The 19,568-nt window shown below is 57.4% G+C and carries 19 protein-coding genes; 3 read left to right on the plus strand and 16 right to left on the minus strand.

Annotation, left to right across the window (positions count from 1 at the left end; all coding sequences use genetic code 11):
• Positions 1-85 precede the first annotated feature (85 nt).
• Together M2433_RS21430 and M2433_RS21435 are read right to left on the minus strand one after the other, a co-directional pair.
• Positions 86-781: a pirin family protein gene (locus tag M2433_RS21430; protein ID WP_000639796.1), complete on the minus strand. Its 696-nt coding sequence runs from the start codon at positions 779-781 to the stop codon at positions 86-88.
• Positions 782-904: 123 nt separating this feature from the next.
• Complete coding sequence (locus M2433_RS21435) at positions 905-1,942, minus strand: oxidoreductase (RefSeq protein ID WP_429057502.1); 1,038 nt, start codon at positions 1,940-1,942, stop codon at positions 905-907.
• 255 nt (positions 1,943-2,197) lie between these two features.
• Between M2433_RS21435 and yhhY the strand changes: the two genes are divergently transcribed.
• Complete coding sequence (yhhY, locus tag M2433_RS21440) at positions 2,198-2,686, plus strand: N-acetyltransferase (RefSeq protein WP_047345606.1); 489 nt, start codon at positions 2,198-2,200, stop codon at positions 2,684-2,686.
• Between the two features lie 106 nt (positions 2,687-2,792).
• On the opposite strand, the gene ggt is transcribed toward yhhY, so the two are convergent.
• The gene (gene ggt / locus M2433_RS21445; RefSeq protein WP_429057505.1) at positions 2,793-4,538 is read right to left on the minus strand and encodes a gamma-glutamyltransferase; all 1,746 of its coding nucleotides are present in this window, start codon (positions 4,536-4,538) and stop codon (positions 2,793-2,795) included.
• Positions 4,539-4,661: 123 nt separating this feature from the next.
• On the opposite strand from ggt, the gene M2433_RS21450 reads away from it, so the two are divergent.
• Complete coding sequence (locus M2433_RS21450) at positions 4,662-5,039, plus strand: DUF2756 family protein (protein WP_429057507.1); 378 nt, start codon at positions 4,662-4,664, stop codon at positions 5,037-5,039.
• Here the strand turns inward: M2433_RS21450 and ugpQ are convergent.
• From ugpQ to livK, 10 genes are all read right to left on the minus strand, one after another.
• Positions 5,023-5,769: a glycerophosphodiester phosphodiesterase gene (gene ugpQ / locus M2433_RS21455; RefSeq protein ID WP_429057510.1), complete on the minus strand. Its 747-nt coding sequence runs from the start codon at positions 5,767-5,769 to the stop codon at positions 5,023-5,025. The two genes, M2433_RS21450 and ugpQ, sit on opposite strands and share 17 nt — an antisense overlap.
• The gene (locus M2433_RS21460; RefSeq protein WP_047345609.1) at positions 5,766-6,836 is read right to left on the minus strand and encodes a sn-glycerol-3-phosphate import ATP-binding protein UgpC; all 1,071 of its coding nucleotides are present in this window, start codon (positions 6,834-6,836) and stop codon (positions 5,766-5,768) included. The genes ugpQ and M2433_RS21460 overlap by 4 nt, the downstream gene beginning before the upstream one ends.
• A 1-nt stretch (position 6,837) precedes the next feature.
• On the minus strand, positions 6,838-7,683 hold the full coding sequence (gene ugpE / locus M2433_RS21465) for a sn-glycerol-3-phosphate ABC transporter permease UgpE (RefSeq protein WP_429057513.1): 846 nt from the start codon (positions 7,681-7,683) through the stop codon (positions 6,838-6,840).
• Positions 7,680-8,567 carry a sn-glycerol-3-phosphate ABC transporter permease UgpA gene (gene ugpA, locus M2433_RS21470; RefSeq protein WP_014833586.1) on the minus strand — a complete coding sequence of 296 codons (888 nt, stop codon included), beginning with the start codon at positions 8,565-8,567 and terminating at the stop codon, positions 7,680-7,682. Before ugpA ends, ugpE begins: the two co-directional genes overlap by 4 nt.
• Before the next feature lie 102 nt (positions 8,568-8,669).
• A complete protein-coding gene (gene ugpB, locus M2433_RS21475) occupies positions 8,670-9,986 on the minus strand; it encodes a sn-glycerol-3-phosphate ABC transporter substrate-binding protein UgpB (protein ID WP_429057517.1) in 1,317 nt (438 codons plus the stop codon).
• 259 nt (positions 9,987-10,245) lie between these two features.
• Positions 10,246-10,959, minus strand: coding sequence for a high-affinity branched-chain amino acid ABC transporter ATP-binding protein LivF (gene livF, locus M2433_RS21480; protein WP_429057520.1), 714 nt, complete (start codon positions 10,957-10,959; stop codon positions 10,246-10,248).
• Between the two features lies 1 nt (position 10,960).
• Positions 10,961-11,728 (minus strand): high-affinity branched-chain amino acid ABC transporter ATP-binding protein LivG, encoded by a 768-nt coding sequence (livG, locus tag M2433_RS21485; RefSeq protein ID WP_008500101.1) that lies wholly within the window; start codon positions 11,726-11,728, stop codon positions 10,961-10,963.
• Complete coding sequence (livM, locus tag M2433_RS21490; protein WP_047345614.1) at positions 11,725-13,002, minus strand: branched chain amino acid ABC transporter permease LivM; 1,278 nt, start codon at positions 13,000-13,002, stop codon at positions 11,725-11,727. Before livM ends, livG begins: the two co-directional genes overlap by 4 nt.
• Positions 12,999-13,925 carry a high-affinity branched-chain amino acid ABC transporter permease LivH gene (gene livH / locus M2433_RS21495; RefSeq protein WP_013099131.1) on the minus strand — a complete coding sequence of 309 codons (927 nt, stop codon included), beginning with the start codon at positions 13,923-13,925 and terminating at the stop codon, positions 12,999-13,001. The genes livM and livH overlap by 4 nt, the downstream gene beginning before the upstream one ends.
• A gap of 46 nt (positions 13,926-13,971) precedes the next feature.
• Positions 13,972-15,081 (minus strand): high-affinity branched-chain amino acid ABC transporter substrate-binding protein LivK, encoded by a 1,110-nt coding sequence (gene livK, locus M2433_RS21500; protein WP_008500098.1) that lies wholly within the window; start codon positions 15,079-15,081, stop codon positions 13,972-13,974.
• Positions 15,082-15,505: 424 nt separating this feature from the next.
• Between livK and panM the strand changes: the two genes are divergently transcribed.
• Complete coding sequence (gene panM, locus M2433_RS21505; protein WP_047345615.1) at positions 15,506-15,895, plus strand: aspartate 1-decarboxylase autocleavage activator PanM; 390 nt, start codon at positions 15,506-15,508, stop codon at positions 15,893-15,895.
• Between the two features lie 90 nt (positions 15,896-15,985).
• Here panM and livJ read toward each other — a convergent pair whose 3' ends face one another.
• The 3 genes from livJ to rpoH form a co-directional block, all read right to left on the minus strand.
• Positions 15,986-17,086 (minus strand): branched chain amino acid ABC transporter substrate-binding protein LivJ, encoded by a 1,101-nt coding sequence (gene livJ / locus M2433_RS21510; protein WP_147279804.1) that lies wholly within the window; start codon positions 17,084-17,086, stop codon positions 15,986-15,988.
• Between the two features lie 197 nt (positions 17,087-17,283).
• Positions 17,284-18,549, minus strand: a complete 1,266-nt coding sequence (locus M2433_RS21515; protein WP_429057525.1) for a 4-aminobutyrate--2-oxoglutarate transaminase — start codon at positions 18,547-18,549, stop codon at positions 17,284-17,286.
• A gap of 136 nt (positions 18,550-18,685) precedes the next feature.
• A complete protein-coding gene (gene rpoH, locus M2433_RS21520) occupies positions 18,686-19,543 on the minus strand; it encodes an RNA polymerase sigma factor RpoH (protein ID WP_334405503.1) in 858 nt (285 codons plus the stop codon).
• Positions 19,544-19,568: the final 25 nt, after the last annotated feature.

Consider the following 19,568-nt stretch of genomic DNA (forward strand, 5'->3'; position numbering starts at 1 on the left):
GAAGTGAGAGATTTTCTCAGTTTATCACGGACAAAGCCCATCCTTCCCCTGTCATAGGGAAGGATGGGCATTTATTTATGATTTATTACACCGGCGGCAGGTCAAACAGCAGAATTTCACTTTCGCTGTCCGCATGCACGGAGAGCGCCTGCTCGTCCCAGATTGCCAGTCCATCGGCGGTTGTCGCTTTGGTGCCGTTGATGGACACTTCACCTTTCACCACCTGGATCCAGACGCGGCGGTTAGCGGCAATCTGATGCACAGACTGTTCATCTTTCGCCAGCGCCCAGCGGTACAGCTCCATATCCTGATGCACTTTCAGGGAGCCTTCACGCGCGTCCGGGGACAGTACCAGCTGTTTGCCCTGTTTCGCGTCGAAGCGGCGCTGCTCGTAGCGTGGCGTGATGCCGGTTTCTTCTGGAATGATCCAGATTTGATACAGGTGCAGTTTTTCCGTTTTGCTCGGGTTGTACTCGGAGTGACGCACCCCGGTACCCGCGCTCATAATCTGGAACTCGCCCGCCGGAACCTGCTCTTTGTTGCCCATGCTGTCCTGGTGCTCAACCGCGCCTTCCAGCACATAGGTCAGGATTTCCATGTCTTTGTGCGGGTGGGTACCGAAGCCCTGGCCTGCATCAATCACATCGTCATTAATCACGCGCAGTGCGGAGAAGCCCATGAAGTTCGGGTCGTAGTAGTCGGCAAACGAGAATGAATGCCATGAGTCCAGCCAGCCATGATTCGCGTGACCACGTTCGTTTGCTTTGCGTAAGTAGATCATTGTTTTCACCCTCAGTTCGTTTCGATGGAGTAAGTGTGGACGCAAATGGTCTGGGATCATAGAGGGTGAAAATTGACTCCTCTGTTCAAAAATTATGAACAAGCGCAGAGGAGCCTTTTTTGCTTATTTCGCGAGGGTTACCGTGGCAGGAGAGGCCTGTTCGAAGGCCCGCTCCAGGATTTCCAGGTTAGTCAGAACGTCAGATTCCTTGACGTAATTCGGCGTGCCGTTGGTGAGAGTCTCAAACAGCGCATCGTACACGCGGCCATAGTCACCCGCTTCGGGTTTGATTTCTTCTTTTGCGGTTGTGCCATCGGCTTTCACATACTCCAGCACGCCAACCGAATCATCCGCCGCAAAACCCGGCTCACCGGGCATGATATTGGCCTTCAGGCTGGTCTCCTGCTGGTCAATGCCGTACTTAATAAACGAGCCTCGGGTGCCGTGAACGATAAATTTCGGATAGTCGATTTTCACCAGATGGCTGGTCTTGACGATGGCTTTGAGGTCGCCGTAGAACAGCTGCGCTTCAAAGGTATCGTCCGGATTAGCTTTATTGCGCAGGCTGCGGATGTCATACGCCACGTGGTCCGGGCGGCCAAACAGGGAGATGATCTGGTCCATGGTATGGACGCCCAAACCATAGAAGGAGCCATCCTGCGGCAGCCCGGGCTGGGTTTCCGCCACCGGGCGGTAATAGTCGAAGTGACTTTCAATTTCCACAATGTCGCCCAGCTTGCCGCTTTCAATCGCTTTTTTCGCCGTCAGGAAGCAGCTGTCAAAGCGACGGTTCTGATACGGCGTGACGGTCAGGCCTTTGCTTTTCGCCAGCGCGAACAGCTCCTTCGCTTCCGCTATAGTCGGGGTGAAGGGCTTTTCTACCAGCACGTTTTTGCCCGCTTCGAGCGCGCGTTTCGCATAGTCAAAATGGCTGTCCGCATGAGTGCAGACGATAACCAGTTTAACCTGCGGGTCGCCCAGTACCTCGTCGAGAGCGCTGGTGAAATGAATATGGGAATACTGCGGGGATTGCTCTTCCGGCTTCGCGCGGCGACGGTAGATATGGGCCACGTGCCAGGTATCTTTACGGTTGAGAACATACGGAAGGTGGTAACGCGTGGTGCTTTTGCCAAATCCAATAAATGCGCAATGTAGTGTCATGGCTCAGTCCTTTTTAAGGTTACTGAGTCTAACCATAACAAAAAAAAAGCCAGCGAGAAGCTGGCTAAAGTAATACTGGAAGCAATGTGAGCAATGTCGTGCTTTCAGGTTCCCGTAGCGGTCTCCCTGAATGCAGAGCAATAATAATCATTCTCATTCGCACTTGTCCACTTCTTTTTGCAAAAAATAGCGGTTGACTCAAATTTTAAAGTCATTGATGTTGGAAGGGACGCTTAACTAACTGAGGAATAAGGAATGAGCGAGATAGTGATACGCCACATCGAACCCAGCGATGCAGAAGCTTTGCGTGACATCATGTCGCATCCTGATGTGTATCACGACACGCTACAGCTCCCTCATCCCTCAATGGAAATGTGGCACGAACGCGTTGCGACAAAACCAGGCCGACGCCATCTTGTTGCCTGTCTGGAACAGCGCGTTATCGGGCATATGGCGCTGGACGTGATGGAAAACCCGCGTCGCAGCCACGTTGCCACATTCGGCATAAGCGTGGCTGCGGATATGCAGGGTCGCGGCGTTGGCCGCAGGCTCATGAGCGAAATGATTAACCTCTGCGATAACTGGCTGCGCATTGAACGCATCGAACTGACGGTCTTTGCCGATAATCCGGCGGCAGTTGCACTCTATAAAAATTTTGGCTTTGAAATCGAAGGGACCGGCAGGAAATTTGCCCTGCGCAACGGCGAGTATGTGGACGCGTATTATATGGCGAGAATGAAGTGACACATTCCCCTCACCCCGGCCCTCTCCCCATAGGGGCGAGGGAGAAAAGATCGCACCGTGCAATCCCCTCTCCCCTATGGGGAGAGGGTTAGGGTGAGGAGAAACGTTAATACCCTGCCGATAAATCATCCACCGACCGCGGGTCCGACGCGCCAAACAACGCCCCGTCTGGACCCACCATAATGCTCTGGGTGCTGCCCATCGCCTCTTTCACCGCTACCTTCTGCCCGCGCTGCTCCAGCAGTTTAATCGTATCCGGGCTAAAGCCCTTCTCGACGCGCAGCTCGTCCGGCAGCCACTGGTGGTGGAAACGCGGGGCATTGGTCGCTTCAGCGACGTTCATCCCAAAGTCGATGCTGTTCACCACCATCTGCAGCACGGTAGTGATAATACGGCTACCGCCCGGACTCCCGGTCACCAGCCAGGTTTTACCGTCTTTCACCACGATAGTGGGCGACATGGACGACAGCGGGCGTTTCTTCGGCCCGACCGCGTTCGCATCGCCACCCACTAGCCCGTAGACGTTCGGCACGCCCGGCTTGGCGGAGAAATCGTCCATCTCGTTGTTCAGCAGAATGCCGCTGTTGCCCGCCACAATCCCGGTACCAAACGTGGTGTTGAGCGTGTAGGTCACCGCTACCGCGTTACCGTCTTTATCCACCACCGAGAAGTGGGTGGTCTGGTTGCTTTCGTACGGCGCCAGCTTGCCTGGGCGGATCTCGCTCGACGGCTTCGCCTTGTTGATATCAATCTGATCGGCAATGGATTTGGCATACGCCTTGTTGGTCAGCGCCTGCCACGGCACCTTCACGAAGTCCGGGTCACCAAGATATTCTGACCGGTCCGCGTAGGCGCGTTTTTCCGCTTCCGCCATCACCTGCATGGCATCCGCACTGCCGAAACCGAACTTGTGCATATCGAAGTTTTCAAGAATGTTGAGGATCTGCACGATGTGAATGCCCCCGGAAGACGGCGGCGGCATGGAGAACACCTCGTAGCCACGGTAGGTTCCGCTAATCGGCTCGCGCTCTACCGCCTTGTATTCCGCCAGATCCGCTTTGGTGATGAGCCCGCCGTTCTTTTGCATCTCTTCAGCTATCTGGTCAGCAATCGCCCCTTTGTAGAAGGCGTCCGGACCGTGCTCCGCAATCAGCTCCAGGCTTTTGGCGAGGTTCTTCTGCACCAGCCTGTCGCCCTTCTTCAATGGCTCACCGTCTTTCCAGAAGATCGCTTTACTGTTTTCATGATTCGGAATGACTTCGCTGCCATAGGTTTTGAGGTCGTCCGCCAGCGCATCGTTTACCACAAAGCCGTCACGCGCCAGCTTGATGGCAGGCTGCACCACTTTATTCAGCGGCAGGGTGCCGTATTTTTCCAGCGCCAGCGAGAAGCCTGCGACGGTGCCCGGCGTGCCGGAGGCGAGGTGCGACGTCAGGGATTTTTTGCTGTCAGGGTTACCCTGATCGTCAAGGAACATATCGCGGGACGCCTGAGCAGGCGCCATCTCGCGGAAGTCGATGGCCGTTGTTTTGCCGTCTTTGGTGCGCAGCATCATAAAGCCGCCGCCGCCCAGGTTCCCCGCCTGCGGGTGCGTCACCGCCAGTGCATAGCCGACGGCGACCGCTGCATCCACCGCGTTACCGCCCTGCTTGAGAATATCGACGCCCACTTTGGTTGCCAGCGCATCCACCGACGCCACCATGCCATGGGTTGCCCGCACGGGATGAAAAACATCCTCCTCCACGCCGTAAGAAACAGGTGGAGCCGCTGGCGGGTTGGCCGCCACGCTAAATGTGCCGCCGGCCATCAGCGCAACGATCGCTACCCAGCGCAAAAACGTTGGTTTCATCATTATTGTTCTCCAGGTGAAGGGATCCATATTCCCCGCTTAAGCCTGGTTCACAACTCCTAAAAAATCATCGTCATGGTGAAATCAGGGTAAACTTAAGAGAGACCTCAAAAGGAGGAAATGACAATGAAACGCTTACTGATTCTTACGGCGCTGATCCCGTTTGCCGCGCTCGCACAGCCACTGAACACCATGAATAACCCGAACCAACAGGGTTATGTTATCCCGAGCCAGCAGCGCATGCAGACCGAGATGATGAGCCAGCAGCAACAGCAGAAAGGGATGCTGAATCAGCAGCTGAAGACGCAGACCCAGATGCAGCAGCAGAGCCTGCAAAATCAGATGAATACCAACACGCAGCGCGTGCAGCAGGGACAGATACGTGAACAGCCGCTGCCCAATAAAAACGGCGGGATGTTAGGCGGCATGACGTCGTCAGGCAGCGGACAGCAGCATATGCTGCCGCCGCAGTCGAACGGCAGTATGCTTAATCCGCAGAACTAAAGTTCGGGCCGATGCGGTCAATCGCATCGGTACAGATGCTGTCCACGCCCCAGCGCAGCAGCTCGGCCGCGCGCTGGGGTTTGTTAACGGTATACACCAGAATATGCAGACCCGCCGCTTTCAACATCTTCACCCGCGCCTCATCCAGCAGCCTGTGATTGAGATGGATAGAGACACACGCTAAGCGTGTCGTCAGCTCGCGCCAGTCCTCGCGCCACTCGTCCAGCAGCAGCCCGCGCGGCAGTTCCGGCACGGCCGCCTGCGCCGCTTCCAGGGCGTCAATTTCAAACGAGGAGAGCAGCGGCGGCGTCATGCCTTCCCACAGCTCACGCGCGGCCAGCGCGATAACCTTGCCCGTTAACGGCCCGGTACCGGTGGTCGGTTTGATTTCGATATTGGCCATCATGCCGTGCTGGCGGCAGCGATCTGCCACTTCCGCCAGCAGCGGCAGCGGCTCGCCTTTGAATTCGCCGCTGTACCAGCTTCCGGCGTCCACTTTCAGCAGATCGCGCCACGGGAGTGCGCCCGCCACGCCCCAGCCGTTGCTGGTGCGCTCCAGGTTATCGTCGTGCAGCAGAAAAATTTCGCCGTCTTTCGACAGCTTGGCGTCGAACTCGATCATCGTGTGACCGTAGCGCGCGCCCGCGTCGATGGCCGCCAGGGTATTTTCCGGCGCCAGCTTACCGCCGCCACGGTGGGCGACAATGTGGGGATAAGGCCAGTTACTCATACTCGTTGTCCTGTTTCACCGTCAAATAAGTGCAGGTGATTTTCCGGCAGGTGCAGCCACAGCGTGCTGCCTGCTTTAGGGCGCTCCTGATGCGGCAGACGCACCACTATTTTTTGCTCACCCCAGCGTCCGTGCGCCAGGTTATCTGCACCCAACATCTCCAGCGTGTCCATCACCAGCGGCACGCCGCCGTCCGCCTGAGAGGTTAAACCAATATGCTCCGGGCGGATACCGAGCGTCATCTTACGCCCGGCGTAGCCACGATAGTACCAGTTGATCGGGAGTGCCATCCCGCTTTCAAGCTCAAAGTGCGTGCCCGCACTGCTGATGCGCCCCTCCAGCAGGTTCATTGCCGGGCTGCCGATAAAGCTCGCCACAAAGCGGGTGGCCGGTTTTTCATAGACTTCTACCGGGGTGCCAATCTGCTCGGCGATGCCTTTGTTCATCACCATCACGCGCTGGGCGAGGGTCATGGCTTCGACCTGATCGTGGGTCACGTACAGGGAGGTGGTTTTCAGACGACGGTGTAGCTGCTGCAGCTCGAGCCGCATTTGCACGCGCAGCTTGGCGTCGAGGTTAGAGAGCGGCTCGTCGAACAGGAACACCGCCGGATCGCGCACGATGGCGCGCCCCATCGCCACGCGCTGGCGCTGGCCGCCGGAGAGCTCGCGCGGGCGGCGCTTCAGCAGACCGTCCAGCTCGAGAATACGCGCCGCCTCTTTCACGCGCTCCTCGATATGGCCTTTGCCCATGCCGCGGATTTTCAGCCCCCAGGCCATGTTCTCCTCCACGCTCATGTGCGGATAGAGCGCGTAGTTCTGGAATACCATGGCGATGCCGCGGTCTTTGGGCTCCATCTCGGTAACGCGCTGGCGGTCAATCCAGATATCTCCGGACGTCACGCGTTCCAGCCCCGCCACCATGCGCAGCAGGGTGGATTTGCCGCAGCCGGACGGGCCGACCATGACGATGAATTCCCCGTCCGCCACGTCGAGCGTCAGCGGCTGAATGACCTGGGTTTTACCGTCCCAGCTTTTGGTTACTGCCTGAAGTTTTAAACCTGCCATCTTATTTCTCGCTATCGACCAGGCCACGGACAAACGCACGCTGCATGGCTAAAACAATGACTACGGGTGGGATAAGGGTGAGCAGCATCGCCGCCATCACCTGGTTCCAGAGGGTGGTGCCTTCACCGGTGGCAATCATGCCTTTGATACCCGCCACGGCGGTGCCGAGGTTGACGTCCTGAATAATCAGCAGCGGCCACAGGTACTGGTTCCAGCCGTAGATAAAGGTGATCACAAACAGCGCCGCGAGGTTGGTTTTCGACAGCGGCAGCACGATGTCGCGGAAAAAGCGCATCGGCGACGCGCCGTCGATGCGCGCAGCTTCAATCAGCTCGTCCGGCAGGGTCATAAAGAACTGGCGGAACAGGAAGGTGGCTGTCGCCGAGGCCATCAGCGGCAGGGTTAAGCCCGCATAGCTGTCGAGCATCTTCAGGTTGGCGATCACTTCCACCGTCGGGAAGATACGCACCTCCACCGGCAGCATCAGGGTGATGAAAATCATCCAGAAGAACAGGTTACGTAGCGGAAAGCGGAACCAGACGATGGCGAACGCCGAGAGCATCGACACCGTAATTTTGCCGACGGTGATGCCAAACGCCATGATGAAGCTGTTGAGCATCATCAGCCAGAACGGCGCGCTGTTGGCGCCCACGCCCTGGGTCCAGATGGTTTTCATGTTCTCGAACAGATGTGCGCCGGGGATCAGCGTCATCGGCGTGTCGAACACCGCTTTGGTGTCCAGCGTGGCGGCGACAAACGCCACGTACAGCGGGAACAGGATGACGATAATCCCTAAAATCAGCATGGTATGGCTGAAAATCGTCAGCCCGCGACGGTTCTCAATCATTGGTAGCGCACCTTACTTTCGACATAGCGGAACTGCACCACCGTGAGGATGATGACGAGGAACATCAGCACCACCGACTGCGCGGCAGAAGCGGAGAGATCCAACCCCGCAAAGCCTTCGCGGTAGATCTTGTAGATCAGCGTCGTTGTCGCCTGCACTGGTCCGCCTGCGGTCGCCGCGTCGATCACCGGGAAGGTGTCGAAGAAGGCGTACACGAGGTTAACCACCAGCAGGAAGAAACTCACCGGAGCGATCAGCGGCAGCGATAATCTGAAGAAGCGACGAATGGGCCCTGCGCCGTCAATCGCCGCCGCTTCCACCAGCGAGCGCGGGATGGACTGCAGCGCGGCAAAGAAGAACAGGAAGTTGTAGCTGATCTGCTTCCACACCGAGGCAAACACCACCAGGAACATCGCCTGGCCGCTGTTCTGGGCGTGGTTCCAGTCGTAACCCAGCTCGGCCAGGAAGTGGGTAATCAACCCGCGGCCCGGGTTAAACAGGAAGATCCACAGCACGGCGGCCACGGCGGGAGCCACGGCGTACGGCAGCAGCATCAGCGTTTGATACAGGCGGCTGCCGCGCACCACGTAGTCCACCAGCGCGGCGAAGAACAGCGAGGCGACAAGGCCGCTGACGGTCACCAGGGCGCTGAACTTCATCGTCGTCCAGAAGGAATCCAGGTAGTAGCTGTCATGGAACAGCGCGGTGAAGTTGTCCAGCCCGACAAACTGGCTGGAAAGCCCGAACGGATCGACGCTTTGTACCGAGTACCACAGCGCTTCGCCCGCAGGCCAGATAAAGAAAATAACGGTGATGACCAGCTGCGGCGCGACCAGCAGGTACGGCAGCCAGCGGGAACGGAACACCGGACGGGATGATGACATGGAGATTTGGTTCCTGAACAATGCCGGGTGGCGGCTACGCCTTACCCGGCCTACATGGGGCACATCGTAGGCCCTGTAAGCGAAGCGCCACCGGGCATTTTTTTACGATTTGGTCGACTGCTCAAAGCGGCGCAGCAGCTGATTCCCGCGCTCTACCGCTGAATCCAGCGCCTGCTGTGGCGTTTTCTTCCCGGTCCACACGCTTTCCAGCTCCTCATCAACGATGGTGCGGATCTGTGGCATGTTGCCCAGACGCAGGCCTTTAGTGAACGGCAACGGTGGCTTGTTCAGCATCTGACGCGTCGCGATATCCGCCCCTGGGTTCTTGCTGTAGAAGCCCTGTTCGCGGGTCAGGTCATACGCGGCTTTGGTGATTGGCAGGTAGCCGGTTTTCTGGTGCCATTCGGCCGCATTTTCCGGCTTCGCCAGGAAGTCGAGGAACTCGGCCACGCCTTTGTAGGTGCCGTTGTCTTTGCCCTGCATGACCCACAGGCTCGCTCCGCCGATGATGGCGTTCTGCGGCGCGCCCTTCACGTCGGCGTCGTACGGCATCATGCCCACGCCGTAGTTAAATTTGGCGTAGTGACGGATATCCGCCAGCGAGCCGGACGATGCGGTGGTAATGGCGCAGTCGCCGTTGTAGAACTTCTCGGTGGATTCGTCTTTACGCCCGAAGTAGCTGAAGTCGCCCTTCTTGTTGAGTGCTTCCAGCAGCGCGATGTGCTTCACCTGCTCCGGCTTGTTGAACTCCAGCACCGCGTCGGTGCCGTCGAAGCCGTTGTTTTTGGTGGCAACCGGCAGGCCGTGCCAGGCGCTGAAGTTTTCAATCTGGATCCAGCCCTGCCAGCCGCTGGCGTAACCGCACTTCATCCCCGCCGCTTTCAGCTTCGCGGTGTACTCGGCCAGATCCTGCCAGGTTTTTGGCGGTTGCTCCGGGTCTAAACCGGCTTTTTTGAAGGCATCTTTGTTGTAGTACAGCACCGGCGTAGAGCTGTTAAACGGCTGAGACAGCAGGTGGCCAGTTTTGGAATCGGTGTAATAACCGGAAACGGTCGGCACGAACTGTGATTCGTCAAAGTTGATACCCGCCTCTTTGAACACTTCATACACCGGCTTGATGGCTTTAGAGGCCATCATGGTGGCGGTGCCCACTTCATAAACCTGTAACAAGGCTGGTGCATTGCCGGTACGGAAGGCGGCAATGCCCGCGCTCAGGCTCTGCTCGTAGTTGCCTTTGTACACCGGCACAATTTTGTAATCCGGATGGGTGTCGTTGAAACGCTGCGCCAGGGAGTCAACTTCTTTACCCAACTCCCCTTCCATGGAATGCCAGAACGGAATGGTGGTCACAGCCATTGCGTTCGTCGCAAAAGCCAGACCGATTGCCAGACCCAAAGCTGTGTGTCGTAACGATGTCATTGTCATCTCTCTTATTGTGCCGGATGCGCGATATCACGCGTTTTATGCTCGCGAGGTAACATGACATGCTCGAATGACAGAAAAATAACTGTTTGTTTACAGATAAGTGACAGCCAGGCGTCAGGGGGATGATGGTTGTGTGAAAGGGGATTGGGTGCGGTCTGGTGCCCTCACCCCGGCCCTCTCCCACAGGGAGAGGGAGAAAAGCGATCGGTTCCCTCTCCCTTGAGGGAGAGGGTTAGGGTGAGGGGAAATGCAATTAACCGCCCAAATACGCGCTCCGCACCGCCTCGTTTGCCAGCAGCGCGTCGCCGGTATCCTCCAGCACCACGCGGCCGTTCTCCAGCACGTAGCCGCGGTCGGCGAGCTTCAGCGCCTGGTTGGCGTTCTGCTCGACGAGGAAGATGGTCATCCCCTCTTTACGCAGCTGCTCAATGGTGTCGAAGATCTGCTGAATGATGATCGGCGCAAGACCGAGCGACGGTTCGTCCAGCAGCAGCAGACGCGGCTGGCTCATCAGCGCGCGGCCTATCGCCAGCATCTGCTGTTCACCGCCGGACATGGTGCCCGCACGCTGGATGCGGCGCTCCCACAGGCGTGGGAAGAGTTCGTACACCCACTTGATGCGGGTCTGGTATTCATCGCGGTAAGCAAAGAAGCCGCCCATTGCCAGGTTCTCTTCCACCGTCATGCGGGAAAACACGCGACGCCCTTCCGGGACAATCGCCACCGCTTCACGCATGATTCTGGCCGTCTGCCAGTCGGTAATGTCTTTGCCATCGAACACAATCCGCCCGCTGGTGGCGCGCGGGTCGCCGCATAGGGTGCCGAGCAGCGTGGTTTTACCCGCGCCGTTGGCCCCGATCAGGGTAACGATTTCACCCTGATTGATATGCAGGCTGACGTCGTGCAGCGCCTGGATCTTGCCATAGTGCGCATTGACCTTGTCGAACGTTAACATCGCTTTTTCCATCTTATGCCTCACCCAGGTATGCGCGGATCACGTCCGGGTTGTTGCGGATCTCTTCCGGCGTGCCGTTCGCCAGCGGCGTGCCCTGGTTTACCACGTAGATACGGTCCGAAATGCCCATCACCAGCTTCATGTCATGCTCAATCAGCAAAATGGTGGTGTCGTGATGGTCACGCAGCTCGGCAATTAGCTCGTCCAGCTCTTTGGTTTCTTTCGGGTTGAGTCCTGCCGCCGGTTCATCGAGCATCAGGATCTCCGGCTGCGTCACCATGCAGCGCACAATCTCCAGGCGACGCTGATCGCCGTAGGCCAGGTTGCTCGCCTGACGGTTGGCGTGCTGCAGCAGGCCAATTCGATCAAGCCAGGTGGCGGCGCGGTCAAGCGCTTCATCCTGCGCGCGGCGGAAGGCCGGGGTTTTCAGCAGGCCGGAGAACAGCCCGGTTTTCAGCTGCTGATGCTGTGCCACCAGCAGGTTCTCAATCACCGTCATCTCGCGGAACAGACGCACGTGCTGGAAGGTACGCACCACGCCCATGCGGGCAATCTGCTGGCCCGGTAAACCTTCGAGATGCTGGTCGCGCAGCATGATGGTGCCGCCCGTCGGCTTGTAGAAGCCGGTCAGGCAGTTGAAGACCGTGGTTTTCCCCGCGCCGTTCGGGCCAATCAGGGAGACAATCTCTTTCTTGTGCAGATCCAGATTCACGTTGTTGACCGCCAGCAGGCCGCCAAAACGCATCATCAGACCGTTAACGGATAATAATGGCTGGCTCATGCCTGCTCTCCTTTCGCTTGCCCGTTCTTCAGCTTCAGCTGCGGACGGGTCATCGGCAGCAGACCCTGCGGACGCCAGATCATCATCAGCACCATCAAACCACCCAGCATCAGCATGCTGTATTCGTTAAAGTCGCGCATCAGCTCGCGCGAGACCACCAGCAGGATAGCCGCGAGGATAACGGCGAACTGCGAGCCCATCCCGCCGAGTACCACAATCGCCAGCACGAAGGCGGATTCGGCAAAGGTGAACGATTCCGGGCTGACGAAGCCCTGACGCGCGGCAAACAGCGTTCCGGCGAAACCGGCAAACGCGGCGCTGATGGTGAACGCGGTCAGCTTGATGCGGGTCGGGTTCAGGCCCAGGGAACGGCAGGCGATCTCATCTTCACGCAGCGCTTCCCACGCGCGGCCCAGCGGCATGCGCAGCAGACGGTTGATCACGAACAGGGTAATCACCACCAGCAGCAGCGCCACCAGATAGAGCCAGATCACGCGATCGGACGGGTCATACTTCACGCCGAAGAAGTTACTGAAGGTGTCCCAGCCGCCTTCGCGGGCGGTGCGGCTGAACTCCAGGCCGAAGAAGGTCGGTTTCGGGATCTGGCTGATGCCGTTCGGGCCGCCGGTCACTTCGGTGTTATTCAGCAGCAGGATACGGACGATTTCACCGAAGCCTAAGGTCACAATCGCCAGGTAGTCACCGCGCAGGCGCAGCACCGGGAAGCCAAGCAGGAAACCGGCGGCGGCAGAGACCAGCCCCGCCAGCGGCAGGCAGGTCCAGAAGCCGAGGCCGTAATAGTGGTTCAGCAGCGCAAAGGTATAGGCGCCGATGGCGTAGAAGCCGCCGTAGCCCAGCACCAGCAGGCCGGAGAGCCCCACTACCACGTTCAGACCGAGGCCGAGAATCACGTAGATCATGGTCAGGGTCGCAATATCAACGGTTCCGCGCGAGACCACAAACGGCCACGCCACGGCGGCGACCAGCAGCGCCACGAGGAACAGCTTCTGCTTCACGGTAGAACCGTCGATTGCCGGCAGGACGAATTTCGGCCCGGAGACGTTTTTCAGCGTCTTCTGGAACAGCGGACGCAGCAGCTGGAACAGGAATACCACGGCAGTGCCGATAAACACCCACTGCCAGCGGATGTCGGGGGCGGTATCCACCACCAGCTTCGTGCCGTCCAGACCTAACTGGACGCCCATAAAAACGCCTGCCAGCACGAAGAACATGGCGGCAGAGAGCAGCGCCATTGCAAAATGCATCGGTTTCATACTTTCTCTACCTCCGGACGGCCCAGAATACCGGTAGGCATTACCAGCAGAACCAGAATCAGCAGGGCAAACGACACCACATCTTTATATTCCGTGCTCAGGTACGCCGAAGAGAGCGCTTCCGCCACGCCCAGGATCAGGCCGCCAATCATCGCCCCCGGAATACTGCCGATACCGCCCAGCACCGCGGCGGTGAAGGCTTTCATCCCGGCCATAAAGCCGATATACGGGTTGATCACGCCGTAGAACTGGCCGAGCAGAACGCCTGCTACTGCCGCCATCGCGGCGCCAATCACGAAGGTCAGGGCAATCACGCGGTCGGTGTTAATACCGAGCAGGCTCGCCATCTTCAGGTCTTCCGCACACGCGCGGCAGGCACGACCCATGCGGGAGTAGCGAATGAACAGGGTCAGGGCGAGCATCGCAATAAAGGTCACCACCCAGATCACCAGCTGCATGGTGGTGATAGAGGCAGAGAAGTTTTCGCTGGCCCCCACTATCCACTGGCCGTTAAACAGGCTTGGCAGCGCCACGTCGCGCGAGCCTTCGGTCAGGCTGACGTAGTTTTGCAGGAAGATGGACATACCTATCGCGGAGATGAGCGCAATCAGCCGCTTGGAGCTGCGCACCGGCCGGTAGGCCACGCGCTCGATGCTCCAGCCGTAGGCGCTGGCAATCACAATCGCGCCGACAAACCCGGCGGCGACCAGCAGCCAGCTGCTGTCGATGCCCATCATCATCAGCGCGGCGATGATCATAAAGGAGACGTAGCTACCGATCATGTAAACCTCGCCGTGAGCGAAGTTGATCATGCCGATAATGCCATAAACCATCGTATAGCCGATGGCAATCAGCGCATAGGTGCTTCCCAGCGTGACGCCGTTAAACATCTGCTGCAGGAAATAGAGAAACTGCTCGGACATATGCAAACCTTTTTATACCCGCCCGTCAGTCCGGGCGGTGGGATAATTATTTGGCGGCCGAGGATGAACCGTCGGCGTGCCACTTAAAGACACCAAACTCAAATCCCTTCAGATCGCCTTTCTCATCCCAGTTCAGCGGCCCAATCACGGTGTTCGCCCCGTGTGCTTTTAAATCTTTCACCAGATCCAGCGGTTCTTTGCTGCCGGTACGGTCCAGCGCGGTGGCCAGAGACTGCACGGCCGCGTAGGTGATCCAGACGTACGGACCGCTCGGATCTTTCTTCTGCGCCTTGAGCGCATCAACGATAGCCTTGTTGGCCGGATCCTGGTCATAGCGTTTTGGCATCGTCACCAGCATGCCTTCGGCAGAATCCCCGGCGATGTTTGACAGGGAGGCGTTACCCACGCCCTCTGGCCCCATAAACTGGGTTTTCAGGCCGGTCGCGCGCGCCTGGCGCAGCATCTGGCCCATTTCCGGGTAGTAGCCGCCGTAGTAAACGAAGTCGATATTCTCTTTTTGCAGACGGGCGATCAGCGCGGAGAAGTCTTTCTCACCGGCGGTAATGCCGTCGAAGAAGACGATGTTCGCGCCGCCTTTTTTCAGGCCGTCCTGAACGGAGCGCGCCAGGCCTTCGCCGTACTGCTGTTTGTCATGAATGATAGCAATGCGCTGCGGTTTAACCGTCTCGAGGATGTATTTCGCCGCGGTTGGCCCCTGGGAGGAGTCCAGCCCGGCGGTACGCATAATGTGCTGGTAGCCGCGCTGGGTCAGCTCCGGGTTGGTGGCGCCCGGAGTGATCATCAGAATGCCTTCGTCTTCGTAGATATCAGACGCGGGCTGGGTGGAGGATGAGCACAGGTGGCCGATCACGTACTGGATGCCATCGTTAACGATTTTGTTGGCGACCGCGACGGCCTGTTTAGGGTCGCAGGCGTCGTCATATTCCACGCCCACCAGCTTATCGCCTTTGATGCCGCCTTTGGCATTGATGTCTTTGATGGCCTGGCGCGCGCCGTTGAACTCCATGTCACCCCACTGGGCAACGGGGCCGGACATTGCACCCACTACCGCAACTTTAATGTCCTCCGCCATAGCGGCATGCGAGATCGACAGTGCGACCATCCCCGCGATTAACGTCTTCGCGTTCCTTTTCATCTCTGAATCCCCATTCGTGATGTCGTGTTTATATTTTGTTTTATTATGGTTAAAAAGCATTCTGTACTTTTAATGAACAACGCTATTTTTACCAGTGCCTTTAATGGTTTAGCGCAGTTTTTTGTCAAAAACCAGACTAAAATCTCTATTTTTCAGGCTATTAAGCAAAGATAATATTCTGAAATCAGACAGAGATAAACAAATAAAAGTGCAGTTTGCAGCATAAAATAACGGTACAAAGCGCCGAATAAATCACTACCATTCAGGTTAAAATTCTGCTTATTTTTCGATCCGTGTGTTTTCAAACTGCCCATTGCGTTGTCAAAAAACTAATCACCTGGCGAATGGGGATAAAAAGAGGAAGCCGCTGAGTGAATAAATTGAGTACACTGCCCTTACTCAATTTGATTTGGACAAGTAGCTAATGAAACTGACTATCGTGCGTCTGGTGACCTTTAGCGACCAGGATCATATCGACCTGGGCAAAATCTGGCCGGAATATTCCCCTTCGTCGCTTCGCGTCGATGAGACCCACCGCATTTATGCCGCACGTTTTAACGAGCGCCTCCTGGCTGCGGTTCGCGTGACCCTGAGCGGTACAGAAGGTGCACTGGACTCGCTGCGCGTGCGTGACGTCACCCGTCGGCGCGGCGTGGGCCAGTATTTAATTGAAGAAGTGATCCGCGAAAACCCGAGCGTGACCTCCTGGTGGATGGCTGACGTGGGCGTGGAAGACCGCGGCGTGATGGCGGCGTTTATGCAGGCGTTAGGGTTTACGGCGCAGGAGAGCGGGTGGGAGAAGCGCCAGAGTTGATATGTGCGGCCTGATGCCCTCACCCCGGCCCTCTCCCACGGGGAGAGGGTGCAAACACTAAAATGGCAACCTTACGGTTGCCATTTGCGTTTATTTTGCGTCAGTAGCAGTACCGTTGGCATGCCAGTCAAACACGCCAAACTCGAAGCCCTTCAGGTCGCCCTTCGCGTCCCAGGAGAGTGGCCCCATGACGGTCTCGACGGTATTCGCTTTCAGCCAGGTGGCAATCTCAGCCGGATCGGCTGACTGGTTCAGACCCGCCTGCAGCGACTGCAGCGCCGCGTAGGTGGTCCAGACGAACGCGCCGCTTGGATCCTGTTTCTTCGCCTTGATCGCATCTACAATAGGTTTGTTCGCAGGGACCTGGTCGTAGTTCTTCGGCTTGGTCACCAGCAGGCCTTCGGCTGATTCACCCGCGATGTTAGACAGAGAGACGTTCGCTACGCCTTCCGGCCCCATGAACTGGGTTTTCAGACCGGCAGCGCGCGCCTGGCGCAGAATCTGACCCATTTCCGGGTGGTAGCCACCGTAGTAAACGAAATCAATATTCTCTTTCTTCAGACGCGCCACCAGCGTGGAGAAATCTTTCTCACCGGCGGTAATACCGTCGAAGAACACCACGTCAGCATTGGCTTTCTTCAGGTTGTCCTGGACGGAACGCGCCAGACCTTCCCCGTACTGCTGCTTGTCGTGAACGATGGCGATGCGCTTCGGCTTCACTTTTTCAACGATGTATTTCGCTGCGGTTGGGCCCTGGTCAGAGTCCAGGCCGGTGGTGCGCAGGGTCAGCTTGTAACCGCGCGAGGTCAGTTCCGGCGCCGTTGCAGCCGGGGTGATCATCAGAATACCTTCGTCTTCGTAGATGTCAGATGCTGGCTGAGTAGAGGAAGAGCACAGGTGACCGATAACGTATTTGATTCCGTCGTTCACCACTTTGTTCGCGACCGCGACCGCTTGTTTCGGGTCACAGGCATCATCATATTTCACGATCTGCAGCTTTTCGCCTTTGATACCGCCCTTAGCATTAATGTCTGCAACCGCCTGTTCTGCGCCGGTAAATTCCTGGTCGCCGTACTGCGCTACCGGACCGGACATCGCGCCAACCACAGCCACTTTGATGTCTGCCTGTGCCATGGTGCTGAATGCCAACGCGATACATCCTGCCAGTAACGCTTTACCCTTCATGTTCATCCTGAGATTCCCCATTATTATGGTTATTACGATTGTTGTGATGTTGTTGTTCAGCGCTTTATTTCGTTTATAGGTGTGCTGTTCGCGCTTTTTCAGCATACTCTGCTAAAACATACCCGATTTTTATGATTTTGGAATAGCTAATTTGAAATGAATATATGATAAGCCCGGCAGGAATTTCCGCCGGGCGTGTGGCTTTAACGAGTCAGCGACGCGGAGATAATGTCCAGCGCCTTACGGAACTGCGCTTCGGGGATAGTCAGCGGATAGAGGAAACGAATAACGTTGCCGTAGACGCCGCAGCTCAGCAGCAGCAGACCTTCCTGCAACGCGCGATCCTGCACCTGGCGGGTAAATTCCGGCGAAGGGTGCCCCGTTTGCGGGTCGTTAAACTCCACCGCCACCATGGAGCCCTGCGCGCGAATATCAGCGATATACGGGCAGTGTTCCTTCGCTTTGTTCAGTACTTCCACCAGGTGATGCCCAAGGTGCGCCGAGCGCGTGCAGAGATCCTCTTCATCAATCACGTCCAGCACGGCGTGCGCTGCCGCAATCGCCAGCGGGTTACCCGCGTAGGTGCCGCCCAGCCCGCCGGGCGCGGGGGCGTCCATCACCTCCGCCCGACCAGAGACCGCCGAAAGCGGCATCCCACCCGCCAGGCTTTTCGCCATGGTGATAAGGTCCGGCTTCACACAGTGGTTTTCCATCGAGAATAGCTTGCCGGTGCGGGCGAAACCGCTTTGCACTTCGTCGGCAATCAGCAAAATACCGTGTGTATCGCACAGGGCGCGCAGTGCCTGCATAAAATCAGCAGGGGCGATGTTAAACCCGCCCTCTCCCTGAATCGGTTCGAGAATAATCGCCGCGACCTGGTCAGGCGAAATATCCGCCTTAAAGATGCGCTCCAGGCTCTTTAGCGCTTCCGCCGTGCTGACGCCGTGCAGTTCATTCGGATACTGCGCGTGATACACCGAGCCGGGGAAGGGGCCGAAGCCAAGCTTGTACGGCGCGACTTTGCCGGTCAGCGCCATGGTCATAAAGGTGCGGCCATGGAACGCGCCGCCGAAGGTGATAAGGCCTGGACGTTTGGTAAAGGCGCGGGCAATTTTTACGGCGTTTTCGACCGCTTCTGCGCCCGTAGAGAAGAACGCCGTTTTCGCCGGGCCGTCAATTGGCACGCGTGCGTTGAGGCGTTCCGCAAGCGACACATAGCCTTCGTACGGCACAATCTGGTAGGCCGTATGGGTAAAGGCGTGGAGTTGTTTTTCGATGGCGGAAATGATTTTTGGATGGCGATGGCCGGTATTCAGCACCGCGATCCCCGCGGCGAAGTCGATGTACTCGTTGCCCTCGACGTCCCACACCGTAGCGTTTTCGGCTTTATCGGCAAAGAAGTTACACATCACGCCGATGCCGCGCGGCGTCGCCTGCAAACGCCGGTCGTGCAGTTCGTTATTTTTCACCCTGACCCCCTGAGAAATTCACCTGCTTAGCGCATCTGTAAGTGTTTGCCAGGGGGAGGGAATTCGCCAGAGCGGGAGATAAAAAAACAAAAACCCCCGAATTTGCATTCGAGGGTTATCGGGGACTTCGCGGAAATTACGCTTCGATAGCGGCGCGAAGTTTTTTCATGGCGTTCTTTTCAAGCTGACGGACACGTTCCGCGGATACGCCGTAGCGGTCGGCCAGCTCCTGCAGCGTGGACTTGTTATCTTCGTCCAGCCAGCGGGCACGGATGATGTCCTGGCTACGCTCGTCGAGGCCTTCCATCGCAAAGGTCAGCTTGTTCGCCGCCTGGTCTTCCCAGTTATCTTCTTCAATGCCGTCGGCAAAGTTAGAAGTCTTATCCTGCAGGTACAGGACCGGGGCCATCGGCTGGCTGTCGGATGCGTCGTCGTCGGAAGACATGTCAAACGTCATGTCCTGCGCGGCCATACGGGATTCCATCTCACGAACGTCTTTGCTGGTTACGCCCAGCTCGCGCGCCACCATTTCGACTTCATCCTGATTGAACCAGCCCAGGCGCTGCTTGGTTTTACGCAGGTTGAAGAACAGCTTGCGTTGCGCTTTTGTCGTGGCAACTTTCACAATACGCCAGTTACGCAGCACGTATTCGTGAATTTCTGCTTTGATCCAGTGCACGGCGAAAGAGACCAGTCGCACACCCACTTCCGGGTTAAAGCGACGCACAGCTTTCATCAGGCCGATGTTACCTTCCTGAATCAAGTCCGCCTGCGGCAGGCCGTAGCCCGAGTAGTTGCGAGCAACGTGAACAACAAAGCGCAGGTGAGACAGGATCAGCGTCTTAGCTGCTTCCAGATCGCCCTGGTAATGCAGCTTTTCAGCAAGCTCCTTTTCTTCCTCGGCCGTCAACATCGGCCAGGTGTTCGCAGCCCGGATGTAAGATTCCAGGTTACCAACAGGGGCTAAAGCTAAAGTTTGCATTTCTTTGGTCATTCATTCCTCTCAATGTTTCTTCTGG

Source organism: Enterobacter sp. AC1, assembly GCF_050434705.1.
GTDB lineage: Bacteria > Pseudomonadota > Gammaproteobacteria > Enterobacterales > Enterobacteriaceae > Enterobacter > Enterobacter cloacae_L.